Below are 20,336 nucleotides of genomic sequence, written 5' to 3'. Positions count from 1 at the left end.
ATATGAAGGGCACGATCCTGCTCGCCGACGACAATCCTCATACGCTCCGCATGGGAACCGAATATCTGTCCGGCCTGGGCTATCGTGTGACTACCGCCGCTGACGGCGGTGCCGCCCTCGCCGCGCTCCGGCAGGACCGCCCGGAGCTGATCCTCGTCGATGCCGCTCTCCCCGGCTTTGCCTCGCCCTTAGGCGGTATGGAGCTTTGCCGAAAGGTGAAGTCCGATCCGGCTCTGCAATCGATTCCCGTCCTGGTGCTGGTCGGTGCCCTCGCCCACCTTGCCCCTGCCGCGCTCGGCGGGGCCGACGGCTCTCTGCGCAAGCCCTTGTCCTCGGCAGGCCTCGAAACCTGGCTCGATCGCATCGCCGCTGCCCGCGGTGCGCGCGAGCTCACGCCTGACGAGATGCTCGTGTTGGCCGTTCAGGAGGCGGCCCGAGCCCTCTAGCGTGGCGGAAACCGACACCATCGTGGCCGTCTCCACCCCGCCTGGTCGCGGCGGTCTCGGCATCGTCCGCCTCTCCGGCCCCTCAGCGTACGCCGTCTCTGCGGCGGTGTTCGCCGGCATCGCGCTTCAGCCCCGCCATGCCACTTTGGCCCAGTATCGCGATCCGAGCGGTGCGTTGCTCGACGAAGTCATCCTGACCTGGTTTCAGGCACCCCATTCCGCTACCGCCGAAGATGTGGTGGAAATCAGCGCGCACGGCGCACCCGTCTTGCTCGACGCGCTGCTCCGCGATGCCTGTGGGCATGGCGCGCGCCTCGCCGAGCCCGGCGAGTTCACCCGCCGCGCCTTTCTTCACGGCCGCCTCGATCTCACGCAGGCCGAAGCCGTCGGTGACCTCATCGCCGCGCACACCCTGTTTCAGGCCCGCACCGCCGCCCGGCAACTGCAAGGCTCGGTCGCGCAACTGCTGCGGCCCGCTCATCAACAGTTAGTGGAATTGATCGCCCGCCTCGAAGCGGGCATCGACTTTGCCGACAACGATGTCACTGTCCTGGCCGATGACGCGCTCCGCTCCGCGTTGACTGCCGTCGAGCGTGCGCTTACCGCCCTCGCGGCTGGCTTCGAACACGGCCGCTTCGTGCGCGAGGGCATCCGCCTGGCCTTGCTGGGCCGCCCCAACGTGGGCAAGTCCAGCCTGTTCAACTGCCTGCTCCGCCGCGAGCGCGCCATTGTCACCGCCGAAGCCGGCACCACGCGCGATCTGGTGGAAGACAGCCTCGATTGGGATGGCATTCCCGTGCAGCTCATCGACACCGCCGGCATCCGCGACCCTCAGGGCCAAGCCGAGCACATCGGCATTCAAAAATCCTGGCAAGCCGCCGCCGATGCCGATCTCGTTCTCGCCGTCTTTGACACCTCTTCTCCGCCCACACTCGAAGACGCTGCCCTCGAGGCGCGCCTCGCCACCCTGCCGCAGGCGCTGCGTGTGGGCAACAAACGTGACTTGCCCCAGGCGCCGGGCTGGACTCTTTCCGGCCAAACTCTGTTCGTTTCCGCCCTCACCGGCGCGGGCCTGGACGCCTTGCGCGCCGCCGTGCGCCTGCGCTTGCTGCCGGCTGCAGGCGGTGAGGCCGCTTTCATCACCAACGCCCGGCATGCCCAGCAAATCCAGCTCGCCATCGACTGTCTGGGCAGGTGCCGGGCTGCCGTAGGCTCCGTGCCCCACGAGGTGCTCCTGGTGGACCTATATGAGGCCTTGCACGCCCTCGATGCCATTACTGGCCAGACCACTGTTGAGGATATACTGGGGGTAATCTTTTCCCGGTTTTGCATCGGCAAGTGATCCTGCCGTAACGGCCCGCGCTCCTCGGGCATCTACAAAGGTAGGTGGGTTGTGATTGCCTCTTCCAGTTTTCGTAAAGTATTGCCGGTGGCCCTGGCGCTATTGCTACCCCCGTGCCTGTTGGCCGCGCAGCAAAAACCTTTGCCGGATCCCAACGCCACTGTCGAAGGCGTTCCCGTCGCCAACCCCACCACCGCCAAAAAACTCAAAGCCTGGGACAACGTCGCCTTGATTGGCCATCGTAACGTCGGCAACGGCCTGGACTTCTACAGTGAGCAAAAGGCGCTGGCGCTCGGGCAGCAGTTGGCGCAGCAGGTGATGCAAAACAGCAAAGTCATCACCGATCCCGAGGTCAACGAGTATGTCAACCGGCTGGCGCAAAACCTGGTTCGCAACTCCGACGCCAAAGTTCCTTTCCATGTGCACGTGCTGCAGGACGATACCATCAACGCCTTCGCCCTGCCCGGCGGCTATTTCTTCGTCAATACCGGCTTGATCCTCGCCGTCAAAGAAGAAGATGAGCTGGCCGGCCCGATGGCCCACGAAATCGCCCACGTCGCCTGCCGTCATATGACCCGCAATGCTACCAAGGGTGAGTTGATGTCTTTACTCACCATCCCGGCTGAGATTTTGGCCGGTCCCAGCCTGGGTGGCTTCGGTGGACTGGCTACCGAAGTCGGCGCCAGCGCCATCGTGCCGCTCCAGATGGAGCGCTTCAGCCGCGGCGATGAGGAGCAGGCGGACTGGCTTGGCACTCAGTATCTGTGGAAAGCCGGCTATGACCCCTATGGCATGGCGCGCGCCTTTGAGCTGATCGAGGCCGAGGAAAAACAGAAACCCGGCCTGATCTCACGCATGTACGCCAGCCATCCGGAAACCACCAACCGCATCGCCGTCACCGAACGCGAGATTCAAACTATCCTCCCGCTCCGTGCCTCTTACGTCGTCACCACTTCGGATTTCAACCGCATTCAGGCCCGCCTGCGCGCCCTCATCAAGTCCAAAGTCGAGACCGGAGTCACCGTTCCTGGAGGTATTCCCACCCCCCACTCTGGGTCTAACGGGGGGGCACCTCCCGTCATCAATCACTGACGACGTCTTTCAGCCGTACGCCGGTCGGCGCGGGGCGCAGCCCCCGAATAAAGACGGCACGAGCCGTTGCGGTAAAATTTCTTGTGGACGTTTTGCCTTCAGGTTGCGTCTAAATCAGCATGGAAGTCACACCGAGGTCAGAAATGATTGCAAGCACCAATCAATTACAGAGATCATTGGCTGAACTGAAGCGGGAACAGGCCCGCCTGACGGAGGCGATCCGCATTCTGGAAGAGCTCGTGACTGGTTCCAAAAGCAACCGTCTCAGCCCGGAAGGCCGCGCCCGCATCTCCGAAGCCGCTAAGAAGCGCTGGGAAGAGCACCGCCGCAGGGCCGGCAAAGCCACACGCACGCCCCGTACCCACCCCGGCGAACGCCACGCCGCTTAGCGCGTCCGGCTGTCGGGTCGATGCACTACGAGCTCGCCCTTCCACTTCGCGTACTGTGCGGGCGTCAAAATTCCGCGCTTCAGCAGTTCGCGCTTGGCCTTATAGGGTCGGCCCGCCATCATCGCCGCGACCGTCGCGCGGCTGATGTCCGGCAGCTCCATCAGCGTCGACGCCGGCACCCGGTTGACGTCCCACTTCTGCCGCTCCGACCGCTTCTTCCGCTTCTTCACCCGCGGCTGTTGGCCATCCGGTGGCGGATCCGCTGCCGCGGTTGCCGTCGTCGTCGGCGCTGCCTTGGCGATCTGTACGGCAAACACCTGATACGGCTGCTGGCAGCCGATCGCTAGCACAGCCAGCCCCCCCAAGACCCCCAACACCACCAGCCGCTTCATCCTTTGAGCCTGCGGCCTCGCCTGTCTACCGCGCAATCCCCCAAAGAGGTGGTCTACATAAAATCTGATAAAATCAGATTTTATGAAAACGTTGAGTGCGACCACGCTGGCTCGAAACCTTAGCCATGTGCTGGACGAGTTGGTACGCGGAGGCGAGGAGATCGCCATCGAACGCCACCAGCGCATCATTGGACGACTCGTCCCTCACCCTCCGCGCCAGAACGCTCTCGAGGCGCTGGCCGATCTGTACCGCACCCTGCCGGAAGCTGCGGCCCAGGGCTGGGAGGCCGACGCCCGCCGGGGCCACTGGTCCCAGCGCGTACGCGATCCATGGCATTCCTCTTAGACACTTGCGTCTGGATCGACGTGGAGCGCGCGGTATTGGCGCCCGGCGATGTCGCCGTGCTCACACGCGGAGAGGAGGTTTACCTTTCCCCCGTGACGCTCGCGGAACTCCGCTTCGGCGCCGAGATCGCCGCGCCCGCACTGCGCCAGCAGCGTCTGGCTGCGCTCGCGCGCATTGAAACCCGCCCGCTGCTGTCCATCGATCGCACCACGGGACTCGTATTCGGCAGCCTTACCGCGCAGCTTCACCTTTCGGCTCACCGCCATCGTGCTCGGGTGCAGGACCTTTGGCTGGCGAGCCAGGCCATCCAGCATGGCTGCTCGCTGCTCACGCGCAACGTCCGCGACTTCGACGACTTGCCCGGGCTGCAGGTCGAACCCTACGCGCTCCGCCCCCGTCCGTCCTAAGCGGCTATATTTGCCGCCGGGTTCAGGCTCGATCGCAGCGCAGCACGTTTGACGCCGTGACTACATGTGGTCATAATGACCCTATGACCAGCGTAGGCGTGCGCGAATTGAAAGCGAAGCTGAGTGCCTATCTGCGCAAGGTGGAGGCTGGCGAGGCGCTGGAAGTCACCGACCGCGGCCGGGCGATTGCCGAGATTGTCCCCGCCGGTTGGCTCGCCGCTCAACCGGTGCCCCCCGCTTGGGCGGAGATGATCCGCAGCGGGGAAGTCCGTCCTCCCACGCGTCCAGGGCCGTTCGTGCTCAAGCCCCTCCCCGGAAAATTTCCCGAGGGGCTGGCCAAGCAACTACTGGATGAGGGCCGGGGCGAGAAGTGATCGTCTACGTCGAGTCGAGCGCCGCGCTCGCCGGCTGGCTGCGCCAGGCCGGCGGCGCCGAGATGAGCCATCTGCTCCGCTCCGCCGAACTGTCCGTGACCTCCGATCTGACCTTGATCGAATGTGATCGCGCCTTGCACCGCGCAGCATCGTTGCAACAATTCAGCCCCGCGCTGTTGCATGCTGCGCGCGCGGCCGCCGCCGACCTCTGGGACAGAAGTCATGTGCTTGAATTTGAAGGCAGCATTGTCGCGCGCGCGCGGCAGCGGTTTCCTCTGGAGCCCATCCGCACGCTCGATGCCCTGCATTTGGCGTTTTATGAAAAGGCCAGGCGCGCGTTCCCCGCCCTCGTGATGCTCAGCCTGGATGAGCGCGTGCGCGCCGTCGTCTGCGCCCTCGGTGGCCAGGTGCTGCCGCCTCAGTAACCGCGCCCGCTCTCGCCCATCTCCACCGGATGTCCCAGCAGCCGCTCCACCCGCTTCGGAATGGGCGGGTGCGTCGAGAACAGTCCCGCCAGAAATTCCCGCGTGCGCGGCTGGATGATGAACAGGTGCGCCGTCGACGGCGATGCCTGCATCGGCAGCCGCTTCGAGTAGGCGTCCAGCTTTTCCAGAGCCGACGCCAGCGCCTGCGGATTGCCCGTCCACTTCGCGCCTGAAGCGTCCGCCGCATATTCGCGCGAGCGCGAAATCGCCAACTGAATCAGCATCGCCGCCACCGGCGCCACAATCATCAGCGCCAGCGCTCCCAGTGCTCCGCCCTCGCGGTTGTCGTCGCTCCCGAAGCCGCCAAACAGCGCCGCCCAGCCGGCAAAGCGCGCGATCAGAATGATCGCGCCCGCCAGCGTCGCCGCCACAGAGCTGATCAGAATGTCGTGATTGCGCACGTGCCCCAGCTCGTGCCCGAGCACGCCCTCCAGCTCTTCGTCGCTGAGCAGTTGCAGAATGCCGCGCGTCACCGCCACCGAGGCATGCTGCGGATTGCGCCCGGTGGCAAAGGCGTTGGGCGAATCCACCGGAATCACGTACACCTTCGGCATGGGCAAATTCTCGCGCCCGGTCAGGCTCTCCAGAATCCGGTACACGTTCGGCAGCTCCTGCCGCGTCGCCGGCTGCGCGTTATAGGTCTTGAGTGCGATCTTGTCACTGTAGAAGTAGGAGGCAAAGTTCATCACCCCGGCAAAGATCAGCGCGATGATCATGCCGGTGTCGCCTCCCAGCCAGTTGCCGATCAGCAGCAGCACGACCGTCAGCACGGTCATCAATAAGGTGGTTTTGAATACCTGCATGGCTAGCTCTTGGATGCCGCCGGGGCCGCTTCCGGTGCAGCCTGCGCCAGCGGCAGAAACTGCAGCTCCTCGCCGTTGGCCGCCAGCACCGCCTCCACCGTTTCGCCCGCCTCCACCTCGCCTTTCAGGATGGCGCTCGCCAGCGGGTTCTGCACCAGCCGCTGCAGCGCGCGCTTCAGCGGCCGCGCCCCGTACTGCGGATCGTAGCCTTGCCGCAGAATCAGGTCGCGCGCCGCCGGCGCCAGCTCCAGCCCGATGTTGCGCTCCGCCAGCAGCGCCCGCAGCTGCGCCAACTGCAGCTCCACGATCGGCTCCAGTTGCGCCTTCTCCAGCGCGTGGAAGATCACGATCTCGTCCACCCGGTTCAGAAACTCCGGCCGGAAGTGCGTCCGCAGCTCTTCCATCACCTGGCTGCGCGCCGCCGGCGTTACTTCGCCGTGAAGGTATTGGCCGCCCAGGTTCGAGGTCATGATCACCACCGTGTTGCGGAAGTCCACCGTCCGCCCCTTGCCGTCCGTCAGCCGCCCGTCGTCGAGCACCTGCAGGAGCACGTTGAACACGTCGCCATGCGCCTTCTCGATCTCATCCAGCAGCAGTACCGCGTACGGCCGCCGCCGCACCCGCTCGGTCAACTGCCCGCCCTCTTCGTAACCGACGTAGCCGGGCGGCGCGCCGATGAGCCGCGCCACGGAATGCTTTTCCATGTACTCGCTCATGTCCAGCCGCACCATGGCGTGTTCGTCGTCAAAGAGGAACTCCGCCAGCGCCCGTGCCAGTTCGGTCTTGCCCACCCCCGTCGGTCCCAAAAAAAGGAAGGATCCAATCGGCCGCCGGGGATCGCCCAGTCCCGCGCGCGAGCGCCGGATCGCATCCGACACCACGCTCACCGCCTCGTCCTGCCCCACCACGCGCTGGTGCAGCCGCTCTTCCATGTGCACCAGCTTCTGCTTTTCGCCTTCCATCATCCGCGTCACCGGAATGCCGGTCCACTTGGACACGATGGCGGCAATCTCCCCTTCGCCCACTTCTTCGTGCAGCAGCCGCGTGCCCTGATCCGCCTCCAGCTTCTGGCTGGCCGCCGTCAGTTGCCGTTCCAGCTCGCCCCGCTGGCCATAGCGGATCTCTGCCACGCGCTGAAAATTCCCCTGCCGCTCCGCCTGCTGCTCCTCCACCGTCAGCGCGTCGAGTTTGGCCTTGAGGTCGCGCACCTTCTGGATTTCATCTTTCTCGTTTTCCCAGCGCGTCCGCAACGCTCCCACCCGCTCGCGCAAGTCCGCCACCTCGCGCTCAATTTCGCCGATCCGGTCCTTCGAGGCCTTGTCCTTTTCCTTTTCCAGCGCCGTTTGTTCGATCTGCAACTGTGTCAGCCGCCGCTCCAGCGTCTCAATCTCCACCGGACGCGAGTCCAACTGCATGCGCAGCGCCGCCGCGGCTTCGTCCACCAGGTCAATCGCCTTGTCGGGCAGAAAGCGGTCGGCGATATAGCGCGCCGACAGCCGCGCCGCCGCCACCAGCGCCGCATCCTGAATGCGCACGCCGTGGTGAATTTCGTAGCGCTCCTTCAGCCCGCGCAAAATCGCAATCGAGTCTTCGATCGTCGGCTCGCCTACGTACACCTGCTGGAAGCGCCGCTCCAGCGCCGCGTCCTTCTCGATGTACTTCTTGTACTCGTTCAGCGTGGTCGCGCCAATCGCCCGCAGCTCGCCCCGCGCCAGCGCCGGCTTGAGCATATTGCTCGCATCCATCGCGCCTTCGGCCGCGCCCGCCCCCACCAGGGTGTGCAGCTCGTCAATGAAGAGGATGATCTCGCCACCCGCTTCCTCAATTTCCTTCAGCAGCGCCTTCAGCCGGTCTTCAAACTCGCCCCGGTACTTGGCGCCGGCCACCATCGCGCCCAAATCCATTGCCACTACGCGCTTGGTCTTCAGCACCTCGGGCACATCGCCGGCGATGATCCGCTGCGCCAGCCCCTCGACAATCGCCGTCTTGCCCACTCCCGGCTCGCCGATCAGCACCGGATTGTTCTTCGTCCGCCGCGACAGTACCTGAATCACCCGCCGAATCTCGTCATCGCGCCCAATCACCGGATCGAGCTTGCCCTTCCGCGCCAGCTCGGTCAGATCGCGCGCGTACCGCTCCAGCGCCTGGTAGCGCCCCTCCGGATTCTGGTCGGTCACGCGCTGGCTGCCGCGGATCGCCTGCAGCGCCTGCAGCACGCGCTCGGGCGTGATTCCATGCGCCGCCAGCAGCCGCTGCGCCGCCGTGTCCTTCTGGTCGAGCATGCCCAGCAGCAAATGCTCGGTCGAGACGAATTCGTCCTTGAATTTGTCGGCATGCCGAAAGGCCGCTTCCAGCACCTGCGCCAGCTCCGGCGACAGCGACCGCTCCACGCTCGCCCCCTGCACCTTCGGCCGCTTCTCCAGCTCGCGCTCGAGGTCCGCCGCCAGGCTCGCGGCATTCACCCCCAGCCGCTGCAGCGTCGGCCCGATCACCCCTTCGCGGTCGGCCAGCAGCGCCGCCAGCAGATGCAGCGGCTCGATCGCTCCCTGTTGATGCTCCACCGCCAGGTTGCGCGCCGCCTCCAGCGCCTCCTGCGATTTCACCGTTAGCTTGTCGAATCTTATCGGCATAGATAAAACGCCGGCCAAGGGTCAAGTTCAGCGCCTTCCGGAACCCTGAACCTGACCCCTGGCCCCTGTTTCAGTTCACCTGCACCTTGACCTGCTTGGGCTTCGTTTCCTCCCGCCGCGGCAGCGTCAGATGCAGCACGCCATCGCTCAGCTTGGCTTCTATGCCCGCCGGATTTACAAACTCCGGCAGCAGGAACACCCGGCTGAAACTCCCGTACGGCCTCTCCACTCGATGGTACGCCTCCGGGCTGGCGGCCAGCTTGCGTTCGCCCTTGATCGTCACCGTCTCGTGGTCCACCTGCACGTCCAGCTCTTCGCGCTTCACGCCCGGCAGATCCAGCGCCACTTCATAACCGGCTTCGTTTTCCACTACATCAGCCCTCGGCGCCCAATCGCTGGCCGAGTAGGTGGCTGGCTTACCTTGCAAAACCAATGTCGTAGTCATTTTCAATGTTCCTCCGTTAGCAATCTGCTAACAGTAAAAGCATAAAATATGAGCGTATTAATGTCAATGTAATTTTATCCGTTTATTTTCAGTAGTTTGAAATTACGAGCGAAGAACCGCTGCTGCCGGCTGCGCCGAAGCACGCCGGGCCGGCAAATAGCTGGCGCATATCACTGCAAGGAGCAATAGGACGGGCGCCAGCAGGAACGTGAGCGGATCCAGCGGACTGATTTGGAACAGCAGCGCGTGCAACGAATGGGTCAAACCCGCGCCCGCGAGCAGACCCAGACCGCAGCCCAGCGCCGCCAGTCCGAGTCCGCGGCGCAGGAACAGCGCACGCACGCTGCCCCGGCTGGCGCCCAGCGCGATCCGAATGCCGATTTCGCGCTGCCGTTGCACGACCTCATAAGCGATGACCCCATAAATGCCGATCAAGCCCAGCGCCAGCGCCATTACCCCCGCCATGGCGAGGAGGGCGAGCGTAAACGAGGCTACCGCCAGCGCCTGCGCGTAGATTTGCTGCATCGTCGCGTACTCCGTGAGGGGAATCTCCGGGCTCACGGCCGCGACCGCGCGCAGAATCTGCGCGTGCAGCGCCGCCGTGCCGGCCTGCGGCGTGCGGACGGCAACCGTGACCACGCGCTGGGACATGCTGGTGCTGCCCCACAGCCCCGGCGTCAGCGCGGGCCAGTACACCATCGTGGGCGCTGGCTGTTGCGCGCCCGCGATATGCACATCCTGCACCACCCCGATCACCTCGTACCAGTTGCCCGGGCCGCTGGGGCTGACCTGCTGGCCGACGGCCGCCTGCGCGCTTCCGAAAAACTCGCGCGCTAAATTGCGCGACAGCAGCACGTAGTGCCGTTCCGCATACAGATCCGCCCAGGTAAAGTCGCGCCCCGCGATGACTGCCGTTCCCAACGTGCACAGGTAGCCGGGCGAAACGAACGTGAACCAGCGCGAGGGCGGCGACGATCCCGCCGCCACCGCTTCGCCGCGCTTCACCACGATGTCCCAATCCCCGCCAAATTTCTGCATGGGAGCCTGATCGGCAAAGCCGGCCGCAGTAACGCCGGGAATAGCCTGCAGGCGGTTCACGATGTCGTTTTCCGTGCGCACCACCATCGCATCCGAGTCGCCTGGGACATGTGGAATCGCCACCCGGAACGTCTGGACGGTTTGTGGCTGCGAGAAGCCAGGCTGCACCCGCGTCAGCGCGGCAAAGGAGCGCACCAGTAGCCCGGCGGCCAACAGTAACACCAGTGCCATGGCGGTCTGCGCCACGATCAGCGCGCTGCGCACCCGCCGGCGCTGCCGGCTGGCGCTGGCCCCGCGCGACTCGCCCGCGAGCGTGGGTGTAATCGTTGTGAAGTGCCTCCGCCACAGCGGCGCCAGGCCGGCGCCGAGCGCGGCCACAATCGCCAGCGCCACGCCGCAGCCCGCCACGCGCAGATCCAATCCCACTTCCGTCAGTCGCGGCAAGTTGACCGGACCGAGCGCGCGCAGCCAGACGATGGCGGCCTCCGCTGCCGCCAGCCCCAGGCCGAATCCGGCTCCGGCAACGAGCGTGCTTTCCAGCAGCAGTGCTTGCGCCAGCCGCGCTCGCCCGGCGCCCAGCGCCGCGCGTACGGCGAGCTCGTGTTGCCGCGCCTCGGCGCGCACCAGAAACAGGTTGATGGCATTCCCCATGGCGATCAACAGCAGCAGGCCAACGGTTGCCAGCACGATCCAGAGCGTTCCGGCGATGCCGCCGACTACCGCGCTTTTGAGCGGACGCAGTGCCGGTGTGATGTGCCAGGTTTCGTAAAAGTGCGGGTCGCATTTGGGGCAATTGGTCCAGGAGTTCATCCACACCGGTAGCAGGCGCGTCAGTTCGGCGTCGGCGGACGTCAGCGTCGCGCCCGGCTTCAGCCGCGCCAGGCCCTGGTAACCGAATCCGGCCAGCTTGAGTCCGGTGTGGGCGAACGCCAACGGCACGATGAGATCGGCCGGCTGATCCTCAATGCGGAACCCCGGCGGCATAACCCCTACGATGACGCGCACGCGCCCGTCCACCTCCAGCGTGGAGCCGATCGCCGCCGCCGCTCCGCCGAATTCCCGCTGCCAGTAGCCGTAGCTGAGCATTACCGTCGCCGCACCGTGCAGCTCGTGATCGCCCGGCCCCAGCCAGCGCCCGCGCAGCGGGGGAACCGCCAGCGCCTGCAGCACGCCGTCGCTGACATCGACCGCGGGCACGCGCTGCGGCTGGCCCCGGCCCGTGATGGAGGCCATATCCGCCGTCCAGATTCCCATGGCGCTGAAGCTGTGGTTGTACCGCTTGAAGGTCAGGAACATCGACTCCGAAAGTCCCAGCCCACCCGCCGCGTTGGCCACGCCGCCTGCGCCCGGCGCCAGCTGCCGCAACGCTACCAGCCGGTGGGCCTCGGGGTAGGGCAGCGGCTCCAGCAGCACCGAGTTGACCACCGTGAAAACCGCCATCGCCGCTCCCAGCCCCAGCGTCAGCGTGAGCACGGCGGTGATGGTGAAGGCGGGGGCGTGCCGCAGGCTGCGCAGCGCCAGGCGCGTATCGTGGGCAAGCTGCTCCACCGCAGCGAAGCCGCGCGCTGCGCGGTGGGCCTCGGCCGCAGCCTCGCTGCTGCCGAAGCGCAGCCGCGCTTCGCGCCGCGCGGCTTCCGCACTCAGGCCGCGACGCTGCAAGTCTTCTTCCATCAGCGCCAGATGCGCCGCCAGTTCGCGTTGCATCGCCGCTTCCGCCGCACGCGGATGCAGCACAGCCTGTGTGCGCGCCCGGAGCCGCCGCCACGCCGGGCGCAGCCTCATGCGCCCTCCTCCAGCAGGCGTTCTACCAGCCCCGCCATCTGCCGCCAGCGCCGCGTCTCCGCTGCCAGCCGCCGCTCGCCCGCGCGCGTGAGCGCATAATACTTGGCCTCGCGGTGACTTTCCGTTTGCCTCCAGGCGCCGGCAATATCGCCCCGCTGTTCCAGCCGCACCAGCGCCGGATACAACGTTCCCTGATTCAGCCGCAGCCGCCCGCCGGAGACCTGCTGCAGGCGGCTGGCAATCGCGTAGGCGTGCTGCGGTCCCAGGCTCTGCAGCGTCCGCAGAACCATCAGATCCAGCGTGCCCGGCAGCACTTCGATGCGTTCTTCACTTGGCATTCAAGTAGTGTGGGGCTGGCTCTACTAGGATGTCAAGTGCAACGGCCTTACGCCGGTATCGCCGGCCGCTGCGTCCGTTCCGGGATCGGCACCATTTCCGGAACCTTGTACTTGGGCGGCGGGTTGCGGGCAAACTCCAGGTCCAGGCTAACTCGCCGGCAGCGTCGCCAAAAGCATCTGCCGCCAGGTGCTGTTCATGTATTCCGACGACTCCCACCGGCTCGCACCCAGAACAATCTTTCGCCCGCTCATACTTGGCTTGATTATTCGCCCCCGCCGCGGGTTTTACCCTGGATCCCCATCCCAGTGGAGAACTATCCCGTCATGATCGGTAGCCGAGGCGTAGAATTGTGAGGTGGCCCAATCCCAAAATATCGTGGCTGCGCGCCCAGCAGATAGCAGTTGGCTCGGCGCTGCCCTCATGGCCGTCATTCCGTTCCTGACCATCGTCGCCAGCGTCATCTACTCCTACAAAACCGAGGCGCTCACCCAGCTCGCCCGCACCTCTTCCGTCCCGCTTTCGTTTGGCATCTTTCTTGCCGGCCTTACCAGCGCCTGCCTCTACCTGCTGCCCACCATCGTCGCCTGGCTCCGCAAAAAGCGCCGCGCCTGGACCATCTTCGCCCTCGATCTCCTCCTCGGCTGGACCGGCGTAGTCTGGCTCGCCACCCTCATCTGGGCGAGCGTGAAGGATTAGCGAGTAGCGGCTTCGTCGGTCGCGTAGCTCCGCTCGCGTCCATGCCGGACTGCGACAATCGAGACTCGATCTCCGGAGAGCCGATACAGAACCAGATAGCCGCTGTCGCCAAACGGCCCGAACCACTCGCGGAATTCCGGCGGCAGCTCCTCTACCGTTCGTCCCAGCGCCGGAAATCGCGCCAGCCGCCGCACGCTGTCGCGAATCGTCTTCGCCGCCCGGCGTGCACTGGCTTCATCGCGCGCGCCCAGAAAGCGGCGGATGCGCGTCAGGTCCCGCGCCCCCGCTGCTGTCCAAACAAGCTGCACCATAGCTAGCGGTGTGGCTTAGGCGGTGGCGCGTCCTGCCCCTCCGCGACCGCTGTGAGCCATGCATCCATCTCCTCGCCCGTCACGTGCAGCCCCGTCTCCTCGTACTCCCGCCACGCCGCCAGCGCGTCCCGGTGCAGTTGCTCCCGCTCTTCCTCGCGCTCCAGATACTGCCGCACGGCCTCTTTCATCAGCCAGTGCGCCGAGCGCCGCCGCGCCGCCCCCAGCTTCTTCAGTCGCTGCTTGGTCTTCGCGTCCAGTTTCAGCGTGGTTGTCGCCTGCGTCGCCATCCTGGTGCCCCTTGGTGTCACCAAGTATACCAAAGGCCTGTTCGGTCAACGAATCACGACCGGCTGGCTCATCGCGTCGAGCCTGCCTCCGTTCTCGGCAGCGACGACCACGCACAGGGTATAGCGGCCGGTCCCAGTAGGCAGGCTGAGGTGCACAACGAGGCCCTTGCGGCGCAGCATTTGCCAGCTCTTCGACCGCAAGGCAAAATCCATTTCTGCCTGTTTCCCCGTCACGAATTTCCCGTCGGAGGCGTAAAGTTCGGCAGTGAAAATCAGCCGATTGCGTTCGCGGCCCTTCTCGCGCTGGAAATCGAGTTCTGCCAGGTCGACCTGGATCGCGACGGCCACGCCGCTGCCGTTTTGGCTCGCCTTCAAACTCGCGCCGAACTGCCGTACCTCGGCGTGGCCGCGGGCGGCTGCGTTGATGGCTTCACGGAGCTTGACTGCGGGCGTTTCCGGCGGCGGGTCAAAATAGCCGCGGCGCGCCTCGATCGTATAGCCATGGTCCGGCTCGACCTTCACCCGGAGGCGATGCAGCTTGCCGTCGGGGACGAGCCCGGCGGGTGCGAACGAGAGCCGGTAGGTCACGCTCGCGACCAGCCCCAGCCGCTCGAAGCCGAGCGCAAGGTCGTTGTTGTTCTGAAACAGCAGGCCGCCGGTGCTTTGCGCCAGGTTCGCCATGGCCGCATCCATCGCTTCGTGCTCGGGCATTTTCGACTCTTCATCAAACTCAAACATCGCCAACGGCGCCACGCCCACATCGGCCTGCTGATCCAGCGCTAGACCGGGGCCGCTGGCGTACAGCCCGCTGGCATCGAGCCCGTCGATGGTGACCCGCTGACGCAGCGCCTCCTGAATGATCTGGTCCTGCTGGGCTTCGAGCGTTTGGCCGAGAAAGCCCCCGGAGGCGATGACGAGCACTCTCGGTCCCGGTTGCCGGGCGAGGTAGTCATCCACGTCCTGAATCGCAGCCAGCGTTGCCTGCGATGCCGCACGGGCCTGCAGCCAAATCGACCCGATCGCGCCGCCTTCACTCTCAGCCGGGCCATTGGCCCCAAAGATTGCTGCTCCCTCGCTGGTTTGCGCACAGGCTTTCGTATTCGCCTCGGCTGCGGCAAGAGCGGCCGGGTCGAGGTGGTTCACGATCAAATACGCCTGGTAGGCCGTCATATGCACGCATCCGGTGCTGGATCTCGCGGCCCGTGGATGCGGGCTCAGTGCCCCCAAGGCTGCGAGCAGGCGGCTGCGGTCGTGTGTAAAACCGACCGAGTGCGACGAAGATGCGGTGAAGATCGCCACGCGATCGTTGCCGCGAAGGGCGCGCGTCAGGAATAGTTTGGCCGCATCGCGTGCATGGCTGAGGTCGCCCGTGCCACTGTTCACGTCATCGAAAAACAATGCCAGATAACGCGGCGGCCGCTGCGCCGGGCCTGCCGGCGGAGTCGCTGTCGATTTCGCCAGAGTTGCGGTAGTCGGCGTTGCCGCGCCGCCTGCTGGAGATGCAGCGACCATAAACCCGGTGAGCTTCTGCAGCCTGCCCTCATCGTAAACACGGAAATTATCGCGGAGCAGGCCCGCCACCGGCTCCCCGTGCCCATCGCGCACCACCGCGTCCACCTCGACCGACGCTACGTTGGCGCGGATGATCGCCGGAGGCGGGCGGTAAGCGCGTGTGCTGATCCGGACCTCGTCTCGCCCGGGTCGCTGTGCCATCACCGGCGCGGCGCACACAACTAAAAGCGGAACCAGCAGCAGATGCCACCGGTGCCGCTTCCTCTGGTCACAGTGCATCAATACAGCGTGCCGTGCCATCGGGATAGAAATAGCAGCCGCACTCGCCTTGGCAGGCCTGTGTCGAACTGCAAGTGCCGCCGCAGCCTACCTGCGGCGATAGGGACGCCGCCGACGCCTGGAGCTGCAGGACAGAGAAGCCAACAAGAGCCGCGAGCGCGGCGACCGCAACCGCGCGACCGAACCTGACGAAGACCACCTTTTTGAGAGTCATACTCATACCTCACGTGGGACTACGGCAAAGAGCCGGGATGTGGGGGCGCACGAGGCGGGCCCAGCAATAGCGCCCCGTTCGCTGCTGAGCCGGGGGAGAAGTGAGCAATTCCGAGCGCCCGGCCACCAGGCGGCCGGTAGGCGAGACCTCAATGACCTCTGGGGTCAAGCGAAAATTAAACGCTGCGATGTCGCGCGGGTCCGGGTGCGTGATAACGGTGTGGTCGGATTTTAGCCGCGCAGCGACGCGGGTGGGAGTCGTCTCGTTATCTAGGCTCACAAAAACGCAGCGGAAGCGGCGTGGATCCGCCGCGTTCACCAGGCGCAGCCACAACGGCCAAGACTGGCCGCAGAACTCGCATCTTCCAGCAAAGACGAAGACGAACGTCGCCGTCTGACCAGCGTTGTAGGCCACGGTCTCAAACCGGCCCGACAGATTGACGCCCCGCAACGGCGGCATGAAGTCGCCGATCGGGGGCTGCTGTGAGAATTCGCCCGAGACGATTTCGCGGTTGAGGCTGCGATTCTTTACCAGAAGTGACGCGTCGAGTGCTGCCAACGCAACAATGGCAACAGCCGCTGCAATCCGCCCCCCCCCTGCCACCTCGTACCGTCAGGCGAGAAAGGATCCGCATGCGCTGCTGTTCTCGACTTTCCTGAGCACATCCAAGTACATGCCGGAGCTAAAGTCAAGCACTTTTACTGCACCGCGGCTACGATGCACTTCAAGTACGCCGACTCCGGAAAGCCCAGCACCACGGGATGATCCGCCGCCTGGCCGCGCCGCTCCAGCACGCGCACCTCGCGGCGGGCGTCGCGGGCCGCATCCGCCAGAATCTCCAGCAGGTGCGCCTCGCTCAGATGATGCGAGCAACTGCACGTCACCAGCAGCCCGCCCGGCGCCACGAGCTTCAGCGCCCGCAAATTGATCTCCTTATAGCCCGCCGCCGCCGTCTTCAGCGCTGCCCGCGATTTGGCGAACGCCGGCGGATCGAGCACAAGGCAGTCGAACCGCTCCCCGCGCTGGTCATAATCGCGCAGCAGATCAAACGCGTTGGCCTCGACCCAATCGATCGCCGGAAAGCCGTTTCGCTCGCCATTGCGCTCCGCTACTTCCAGCGCCGTCCGCGAGCTGTCCACCGCCTGCACCGCGGCGCCCGCCCGCGCCAGGTGCAGTGCAAAGCCGCCCTGATACGTAAACACATCGAGCGCCTTCCGGCAGCCCAGCGCCTGCGCATAGCCGGCAGCCGCTTTCCAGTTCTCGCGCTGATCGAGAAACCCTCCGGTTTTCTGCCCGCCGAGCAAGTCCATTTCGAGGCGCAACCCGTTCACCTGCACCTCGACCGTGCTGGTCGCACCCTCGATCAATCCCGCCCTCTGCTCCAGCCCCTCCTGCAGGCGCACCCGCGCCTCATTGCGCTCGACGATGGTGCGCGGCGCCACCAGCGCCTTCAGGTCTTCGACGATCTCGGCCTGCCGCGCCGCCATCGCCCAGCTCAGCGTCTGCAACGCCAGCGCATCGCCGTAGCGGTCCACGATCAGCCCTGGCAGGCCATCGCCTTCCGACGACACCAGCCGGTAAGCCTCGCTGTCGTGCACCAGCTTCTGCCGGTACGCCAGTGCCTCCGCCAGCCGCGCCTGCAAAAAGGCGCGGTCCACCGTCGCGCCCGCCTCGCGCGTCAGCATCCGAAGCTGAATTTTGGATTGCGGGCTGCGATCGGCGGTGCCCAGCTCATGCCCGCGCCGGTCGCGCACCCCCGCCGTCAGGACCGCCGCTGCCGGCGGCTCCGGCTCCCAGCCTAAAATATCAGTGCCGTAAATCCAGGGATGCCCGCCGCGCACCCGCTCCGCGCCGCGGTCATTGACCACGGCGCTATACCGCTCCGGCGCCCCCGCTGGACCGTGGTCCCTGGCCCCTGACCCGGGCTTCTTCAGGCGTACAGCCCGCGCAACTGAATCGCCGTCGCCACCCGGTCAATCGCCACCATGTAAGCCCCGATGCGGTTGTTCACCTTGTGCTTTTCCGCGTACAACATCACCGCGGCGAAGCTGTCGTCCATGACCTCCTGCAGCCGCTCGTTGACCATCGGCTCTTTCCAGAAGTAGCCCTGCCGGTCCTGCACCCACTCGAAGTAGCTCACCGTCACGCCGCCGGCATTGGCCAGGATGTCGGGAATTACGAATACACCCTTCTCCTGCAGGATGCCGTCCGCCACCGCCGTCGTCGGTCCGTTGGCGCCTTCGCACAGAATCTTCGCCTTCACTTGCGCCGCATTGTGGCTGGTGATCTGATTCTCCGTGGCCGCGGGCACCAGAATGTCACAGGCCTCGGTGAGCAGCGCCCGCGGCGGCAGCATCTTGGCGCCGCCGAACCCCTGCAGCGTCTTCTTCTGCTCCTTGTGCGCCATCAGCGCCGGAATGTCGAGTCCCTTCGGATTCAGCACGCCGCCATCGTATTCGTCAATCCCGATCACCTGGTATCCGTCCGCGGCCATCAGCTCGGCGGCATTGCTGCCCACGTTGCCGAAGCCCTGCACGATCACCCGCGTGTCTTTCCGCTTCATGCCCAGCTTTTCGGTGGCGCGGTCGCAGACGAACTTAACGCCCCGTCCGGTCGCTGCCGGCCGTCCCGCGCTGCCGCCCAGGGCCAGCGGTTTGCCCGTCACCACCGCCGTCATCGTCTGCCGCTGATGCATCGAGTAGGTGTCCATCACCCACGCCATAATCTGCGCATTGGTGTTCACGTCCGGCGCCGGTACGTCCCGCTCCGGCCCGATGAAAGGCGTCAGCTCGGCGGTGTAGCGCCGCGTCAGCCGTTCCAGCTCGTTGCGCGACAGAATGTGGGGATCCACGATGATGCCGCCCTTACCGCCGCCAAAGGGAATGTTCACGACCGCGCACTTCCACGTCATCCAGGTCGCCAGCGCGCGTACCTCATCCAGCGATACATCCGGCGCGTAGCGGATGCCGCCCTTGCACGGTCCGCGCGCGTCACTGTGCTGCACGCGGTAGCCGGTGAACACTTCAATCCGGCCATCGTCCATCTGCACCGGAATATTCACGGTGAGCTCGCGTGCGGGGTGCGCCAGAATCTTGGCGATGCCTTCGTTCAGGTTCAGCTTTTTGGCCGCGATATTGAACCGGCTGGCCTGCGCCGCCGCCGGATTGGTTTCCTGGGCGTCGACACTCAATTCTTCAGTAAGGGTGCTCATTCTCTCTCCATTTCCTATCAAATCAAACCCTTTACTCAGTATATGCGTCTAAGGTCGCAACAGAAGTAGCCGCCAGGATGCCTGCATCCGCCGCCGCTGCTCCTTGTGTACCGTCCTGCCAGCGCCAATGCCGCTTCTCCCGCAGCAGCCGCTGCACCAGCGCCGTGTGCAGCGCATGGCCCGCCCGGTCGGCCCGTACTTCCGCTTGCAGCGGCGCGCCTAATAGCGCCAGATCCCCGATCAGGTCCAACATCTTGTGGCGCACAAACTCGTCCCGGAAGCGCAGCTCCCCGTTCACTACCCGCTTGTCATCCAGCACCACCGCGTTCTCCAGGCTGCCCCCGCGGATCAGTCCCTGCCGCCGCATCGCCGCAAAGTCGGCAAGAAATCCGAAGGTCCGCGCCGGCGCCAGTTCCCGCCGGTAGCTGTCCGGCGTCAGCGTCAGTGCGAATTCCTGCTTTCCGATCACAGGATGAGGGAAATCAATCCGGTAATGCAGCCGGTATTCCCGGCAGGGATACACCCCGATGAACTTCTCCCCCTCCCGCATCTCCAGCGGCTCCAGAATCTCCATCACCCGCCGCCGCCGTCTCTGCCGCCGCAGCTTCGCTGCCGCAATCATCTCCATGAACGGCAGCGCGCTGCCATCCAGAATCGGCACCTCCAGATTGTCCAGCTCCACGACCATGTTATCCACCCCGGCGCCCATCAGCGCCGACAGCAAGTGCTCGGTGGTGGAGATAAACACGCCCTTCTTCATCAGGCTCGTGGCGTAGCTGACTTTGGCAATGTTGCCCGCCCGCGCCTCCACGGCAAAGTCGTCCAGATCGGTGCGCCGGAAGTGAATCCCGCTCCCTGCGGGCGCCGCCAGCAGCTTCAAATGCGCTTTGGCGCCGCTATGCAATCCCACGCCTGTGGCTGTGGCGCTGTGGGCAAGCGTGGCTTCGCTGGGCATGTCTTTTTATCCTGACATACCCCCAGAGTCACAGCTAAGGCATTTTGTTGCAGTGACTTAAATGCTACACGCGGCCGGTGATTTGTGTCTTTTCCGCCACGCCATCTCGCGAGTCCAGCAGAACTGTTACCGGCCCTTGGTTGACCAGCTCGACATCCATATCCGCCTGGAACACGCCCGTCGCCACGTTCACCCCGGCGGTCCGCAGTTGTGCAATCAGGCCTTCGTACAGGGGCCGCGCCTCTTCCGGCGGCGCCGCCGCATCAAAGCTCGGCCGCAATCCCCGCCGCGTGTCGGCCAGCAGCGTGAACTGCGAGATGGCCAGCACCGCCGGCGCCGCCACCGCCTCCAGCAGCGAACGATTCATTTTCCCCGCCTCATCCGGCCACAGCCGCAGCGCCGCGATCTTGCGGCAAAGATAGTCCATATCCGCCTGCGTATCGCCCCGCGCCACCCCGATCAGGGCGACATACCCCGCCCCAATCTCGCCGGTGATTTCGCCCCCCACCCGCACCCGCGCCCGGCTCACCCGCTGCAGCAAGACTCTCATTCCACTGTGGG

At 65.4% G+C, this 20,336-nt stretch carries 23 protein-coding genes; 9 read left to right on the top strand and 14 right to left on the bottom strand.

What is annotated here, in order from left to right:
- Window positions 1-2 precede the first annotated feature (2 nt).
- The 4 genes from EPN33_13700 (at window position 3) to EPN33_13685 (ending at window position 3,269) form a co-directional block, all read left to right on the top strand.
- Window positions 3-446 (top strand): response regulator, encoded by a 444-nt coding sequence (locus EPN33_13700; GenBank protein TAN20836.1) that lies wholly within the window; start codon window positions 3-5, stop codon window positions 444-446.
- Between the two features lies 1 nt (window position 447).
- The gene (gene mnmE, locus EPN33_13695) at window positions 448-1,788 is read left to right on the top strand and encodes a tRNA uridine-5-carboxymethylaminomethyl(34) synthesis GTPase MnmE (GenBank protein TAN20835.1); all 1,341 of its coding nucleotides are present in this window, start codon (window positions 448-450) and stop codon (window positions 1,786-1,788) included.
- 87 nt (window positions 1,789-1,875) lie between these two features.
- Window positions 1,876-2,880 carry a peptidase M48 gene (locus EPN33_13690; GenBank protein ID TAN20834.1) on the top strand — a complete coding sequence of 335 codons (1,005 nt, stop codon included), beginning with the start codon at window positions 1,876-1,878 and terminating at the stop codon, window positions 2,878-2,880.
- Window positions 2,881-3,056: 176 nt separating this feature from the next.
- Window positions 3,057-3,269, top strand: coding sequence for a hypothetical protein (locus EPN33_13685; protein TAN20833.1), 213 nt, complete (start codon window positions 3,057-3,059; stop codon window positions 3,267-3,269).
- Here EPN33_13685 and EPN33_13680 read toward each other — a convergent pair.
- Window positions 3,266-3,661 (bottom strand): hypothetical protein, encoded by a 396-nt coding sequence (locus EPN33_13680; GenBank protein TAN20832.1) that lies wholly within the window; start codon window positions 3,659-3,661, stop codon window positions 3,266-3,268. The genes EPN33_13685 and EPN33_13680 overlap by 4 nt on opposite strands.
- Before the next feature lie 82 nt (window positions 3,662-3,743).
- Here EPN33_13680 and EPN33_13675 point away from each other — a divergent pair, with 82 nt between their 5' ends.
- The 4 genes from EPN33_13675 to EPN33_13660 all read left to right on the top strand — a co-directional run bounded on the left by EPN33_13675 (window position 3,744) and on the right by EPN33_13660 (window position 5,213).
- Window positions 3,744-4,007, top strand: coding sequence for a type II toxin-antitoxin system Phd/YefM family antitoxin (locus EPN33_13675; GenBank protein TAN20831.1), 264 nt, complete (start codon window positions 3,744-3,746; stop codon window positions 4,005-4,007).
- Window positions 3,992-4,414: a type II toxin-antitoxin system VapC family toxin gene (locus EPN33_13670; GenBank protein TAN20830.1), complete on the top strand. Its 423-nt coding sequence runs from the start codon at window positions 3,992-3,994 to the stop codon at window positions 4,412-4,414. Before EPN33_13675 ends, EPN33_13670 begins: the two co-directional genes overlap by 16 nt.
- A gap of 83 nt (window positions 4,415-4,497) precedes the next feature.
- Window positions 4,498-4,788: a type II toxin-antitoxin system prevent-host-death family antitoxin gene (locus tag EPN33_13665; GenBank protein TAN20829.1), complete on the top strand. Its 291-nt coding sequence runs from the start codon at window positions 4,498-4,500 to the stop codon at window positions 4,786-4,788.
- Window positions 4,785-5,213, top strand: a complete 429-nt coding sequence (locus tag EPN33_13660) for a PIN domain-containing protein (GenBank protein TAN20828.1) — start codon at window positions 4,785-4,787, stop codon at window positions 5,211-5,213. The genes EPN33_13665 and EPN33_13660 overlap by 4 nt, the downstream gene beginning before the upstream one ends.
- On the opposite strand, the gene EPN33_13655 is transcribed toward EPN33_13660, so the two are convergent.
- The 5 genes from EPN33_13655 to EPN33_13635 form a co-directional block, all read right to left on the bottom strand.
- Window positions 5,207-6,076, bottom strand: a complete 870-nt coding sequence (locus tag EPN33_13655; GenBank protein ID TAN20827.1) for a protease HtpX — start codon at window positions 6,074-6,076, stop codon at window positions 5,207-5,209. The two genes, EPN33_13660 and EPN33_13655, sit on opposite strands and share 7 nt — an antisense overlap.
- A 2-nt stretch (window positions 6,077-6,078) precedes the next feature.
- Entirely contained in the window at window positions 6,079-8,706 is a 2,628-nt protein-coding gene (gene clpB / locus EPN33_13650; protein TAN20826.1) for an ATP-dependent chaperone ClpB, read from the bottom strand.
- A gap of 70 nt (window positions 8,707-8,776) precedes the next feature.
- The gene (locus tag EPN33_13645) at window positions 8,777-9,151 is read right to left on the bottom strand and encodes an Hsp20 family protein (GenBank protein TAN20825.1); all 375 of its coding nucleotides are present in this window, start codon (window positions 9,149-9,151) and stop codon (window positions 8,777-8,779) included.
- 102 nt (window positions 9,152-9,253) lie between these two features.
- Window positions 9,254-11,971 (bottom strand): ABC transporter permease, encoded by a 2,718-nt coding sequence (locus tag EPN33_13640; GenBank protein TAN20824.1) that lies wholly within the window; start codon window positions 11,969-11,971, stop codon window positions 9,254-9,256.
- Window positions 11,968-12,309, bottom strand: coding sequence for a PadR family transcriptional regulator (locus tag EPN33_13635; protein ID TAN20823.1), 342 nt, complete (start codon window positions 12,307-12,309; stop codon window positions 11,968-11,970). Before EPN33_13635 ends, EPN33_13640 begins: the two co-directional genes overlap by 4 nt.
- A 421-nt stretch (window positions 12,310-12,730) precedes the next feature.
- On the opposite strand from EPN33_13635, the gene EPN33_13630 reads away from it, so the two are divergent.
- Complete coding sequence (locus tag EPN33_13630; protein ID TAN20963.1) at window positions 12,731-13,006, top strand: superinfection immunity protein; 276 nt, start codon at window positions 12,731-12,733, stop codon at window positions 13,004-13,006.
- Here the strand turns inward: EPN33_13630 and EPN33_13625 are convergent.
- From EPN33_13625 to EPN33_13590, 8 genes are all read right to left on the bottom strand, one after another.
- Window positions 13,003-13,317: a type II toxin-antitoxin system RelE/ParE family toxin gene (locus tag EPN33_13625; GenBank protein TAN20822.1), complete on the bottom strand. Its 315-nt coding sequence runs from the start codon at window positions 13,315-13,317 to the stop codon at window positions 13,003-13,005. The genes EPN33_13630 and EPN33_13625 overlap by 4 nt on opposite strands.
- Before the next feature lie 2 nt (window positions 13,318-13,319).
- Window positions 13,320-13,604, bottom strand: coding sequence for a ribbon-helix-helix protein, CopG family (locus EPN33_13620; protein ID TAN20821.1), 285 nt, complete (start codon window positions 13,602-13,604; stop codon window positions 13,320-13,322).
- Window positions 13,605-13,649: 45 nt separating this feature from the next.
- The gene (locus EPN33_13615; protein TAN20820.1) at window positions 13,650-15,416 is read right to left on the bottom strand and encodes a VWA domain-containing protein; all 1,767 of its coding nucleotides are present in this window, start codon (window positions 15,414-15,416) and stop codon (window positions 13,650-13,652) included.
- 202 nt (window positions 15,417-15,618) lie between these two features.
- On the bottom strand, window positions 15,619-16,167 hold the full coding sequence (locus EPN33_13610) for a hypothetical protein (protein ID TAN20819.1): 549 nt from the start codon (window positions 16,165-16,167) through the stop codon (window positions 15,619-15,621).
- A gap of 140 nt (window positions 16,168-16,307) precedes the next feature.
- A complete protein-coding gene (locus EPN33_13605; protein ID TAN20818.1) occupies window positions 16,308-17,543 on the bottom strand; it encodes a class I SAM-dependent rRNA methyltransferase in 1,236 nt (411 codons plus the stop codon).
- Entirely contained in the window at window positions 17,540-18,820 is a 1,281-nt protein-coding gene (locus EPN33_13600) for a Glu/Leu/Phe/Val dehydrogenase (GenBank protein TAN20817.1), read from the bottom strand. Before EPN33_13600 ends, EPN33_13605 begins: the two co-directional genes overlap by 4 nt.
- Before the next feature lie 31 nt (window positions 18,821-18,851).
- A complete protein-coding gene (locus EPN33_13595) occupies window positions 18,852-19,775 on the bottom strand; it encodes a UDP-3-O-acyl-N-acetylglucosamine deacetylase (protein ID TAN20816.1) in 924 nt (307 codons plus the stop codon).
- A 64-nt stretch (window positions 19,776-19,839) separates the two neighbouring features.
- Window positions 19,840-20,325, bottom strand: coding sequence for a D-tyrosyl-tRNA(Tyr) deacylase (locus EPN33_13590; protein ID TAN20815.1), 486 nt, complete (start codon window positions 20,323-20,325; stop codon window positions 19,840-19,842).
- Between the last annotated feature and the right edge of the window lie 11 nt (window positions 20,326-20,336).

Source organism: Acidobacteriota bacterium (assembly GCA_004299485.1).
Taxonomy (GTDB): Bacteria; Acidobacteriota; Terriglobia; order Terriglobales; family SCQP01; genus SCQP01.
This window is presented reverse-complemented; position numbering and strand designations above follow the sequence as displayed.

What these genes read in the sequence shown, in the direction of transcription:
- EPN33_13665 (TAN20829.1), top strand. Translation starts at nt 4,498, where the DNA reads ATGACCAGCGTAGGCGTGCGCGAATTGAAAGCGAAGCTGAGTGCCTAT.
- EPN33_13600 (TAN20817.1), bottom strand. Translation starts at nt 18,820, where the DNA reads ATGAGCACCCTTACTGAAGAATTGAGTGTCGACGCCCAGGAAACCAAT.
- EPN33_13675 (TAN20831.1), top strand. Translation starts at nt 3,744, where the DNA reads ATGAAAACGTTGAGTGCGACCACGCTGGCTCGAAACCTTAGCCATGTG.
- EPN33_13615 (TAN20820.1), bottom strand. Translation starts at nt 15,416, where the DNA reads ATGGCACGGCACGCTGTATTGATGCACTGTGACCAGAGGAAGCGGCAC.
- EPN33_13640 (TAN20824.1), bottom strand. Translation starts at nt 11,971, where the DNA reads ATGAGGCTGCGCCCGGCGTGGCGGCGGCTCCGGGCGCGCACACAGGCT.
- EPN33_13680 (TAN20832.1), bottom strand. Translation starts at nt 3,661, where the DNA reads ATGAAGCGGCTGGTGGTGTTGGGGGTCTTGGGGGGGCTGGCTGTGCTA.
- EPN33_13620 (TAN20821.1), bottom strand. Translation starts at nt 13,604, where the DNA reads ATGGCGACGCAGGCGACAACCACGCTGAAACTGGACGCGAAGACCAAG.
- EPN33_13625 (TAN20822.1), bottom strand. Translation starts at nt 13,317, where the DNA reads ATGGTGCAGCTTGTTTGGACAGCAGCGGGGGCGCGGGACCTGACGCGC.
- EPN33_13700 (TAN20836.1), top strand. Translation starts at nt 3, where the DNA reads ATGAAGGGCACGATCCTGCTCGCCGACGACAATCCTCATACGCTCCGC.
- EPN33_13630 (TAN20963.1), top strand. Translation starts at nt 12,731, where the DNA reads ATGGCCGTCATTCCGTTCCTGACCATCGTCGCCAGCGTCATCTACTCC.
- EPN33_13645 (TAN20825.1), bottom strand. Translation starts at nt 9,151, where the DNA reads ATGACTACGACATTGGTTTTGCAAGGTAAGCCAGCCACCTACTCGGCC.
- EPN33_13670 (TAN20830.1), top strand. Translation starts at nt 3,992, where the DNA reads ATGGCATTCCTCTTAGACACTTGCGTCTGGATCGACGTGGAGCGCGCG.
- EPN33_13655 (TAN20827.1), bottom strand. Translation starts at nt 6,076, where the DNA reads ATGCAGGTATTCAAAACCACCTTATTGATGACCGTGCTGACGGTCGTG.
- EPN33_13595 (TAN20816.1), bottom strand. Translation starts at nt 19,775, where the DNA reads ATGCCCAGCGAAGCCACGCTTGCCCACAGCGCCACAGCCACAGGCGTG.
- clpB (TAN20826.1), bottom strand. Translation starts at nt 8,706, where the DNA reads ATGCCGATAAGATTCGACAAGCTAACGGTGAAATCGCAGGAGGCGCTG.
- EPN33_13635 (TAN20823.1), bottom strand. Translation starts at nt 12,309, where the DNA reads ATGCCAAGTGAAGAACGCATCGAAGTGCTGCCGGGCACGCTGGATCTG.
- EPN33_13590 (TAN20815.1), bottom strand. Translation starts at nt 20,325, where the DNA reads ATGAGAGTCTTGCTGCAGCGGGTGAGCCGGGCGCGGGTGCGGGTGGGG.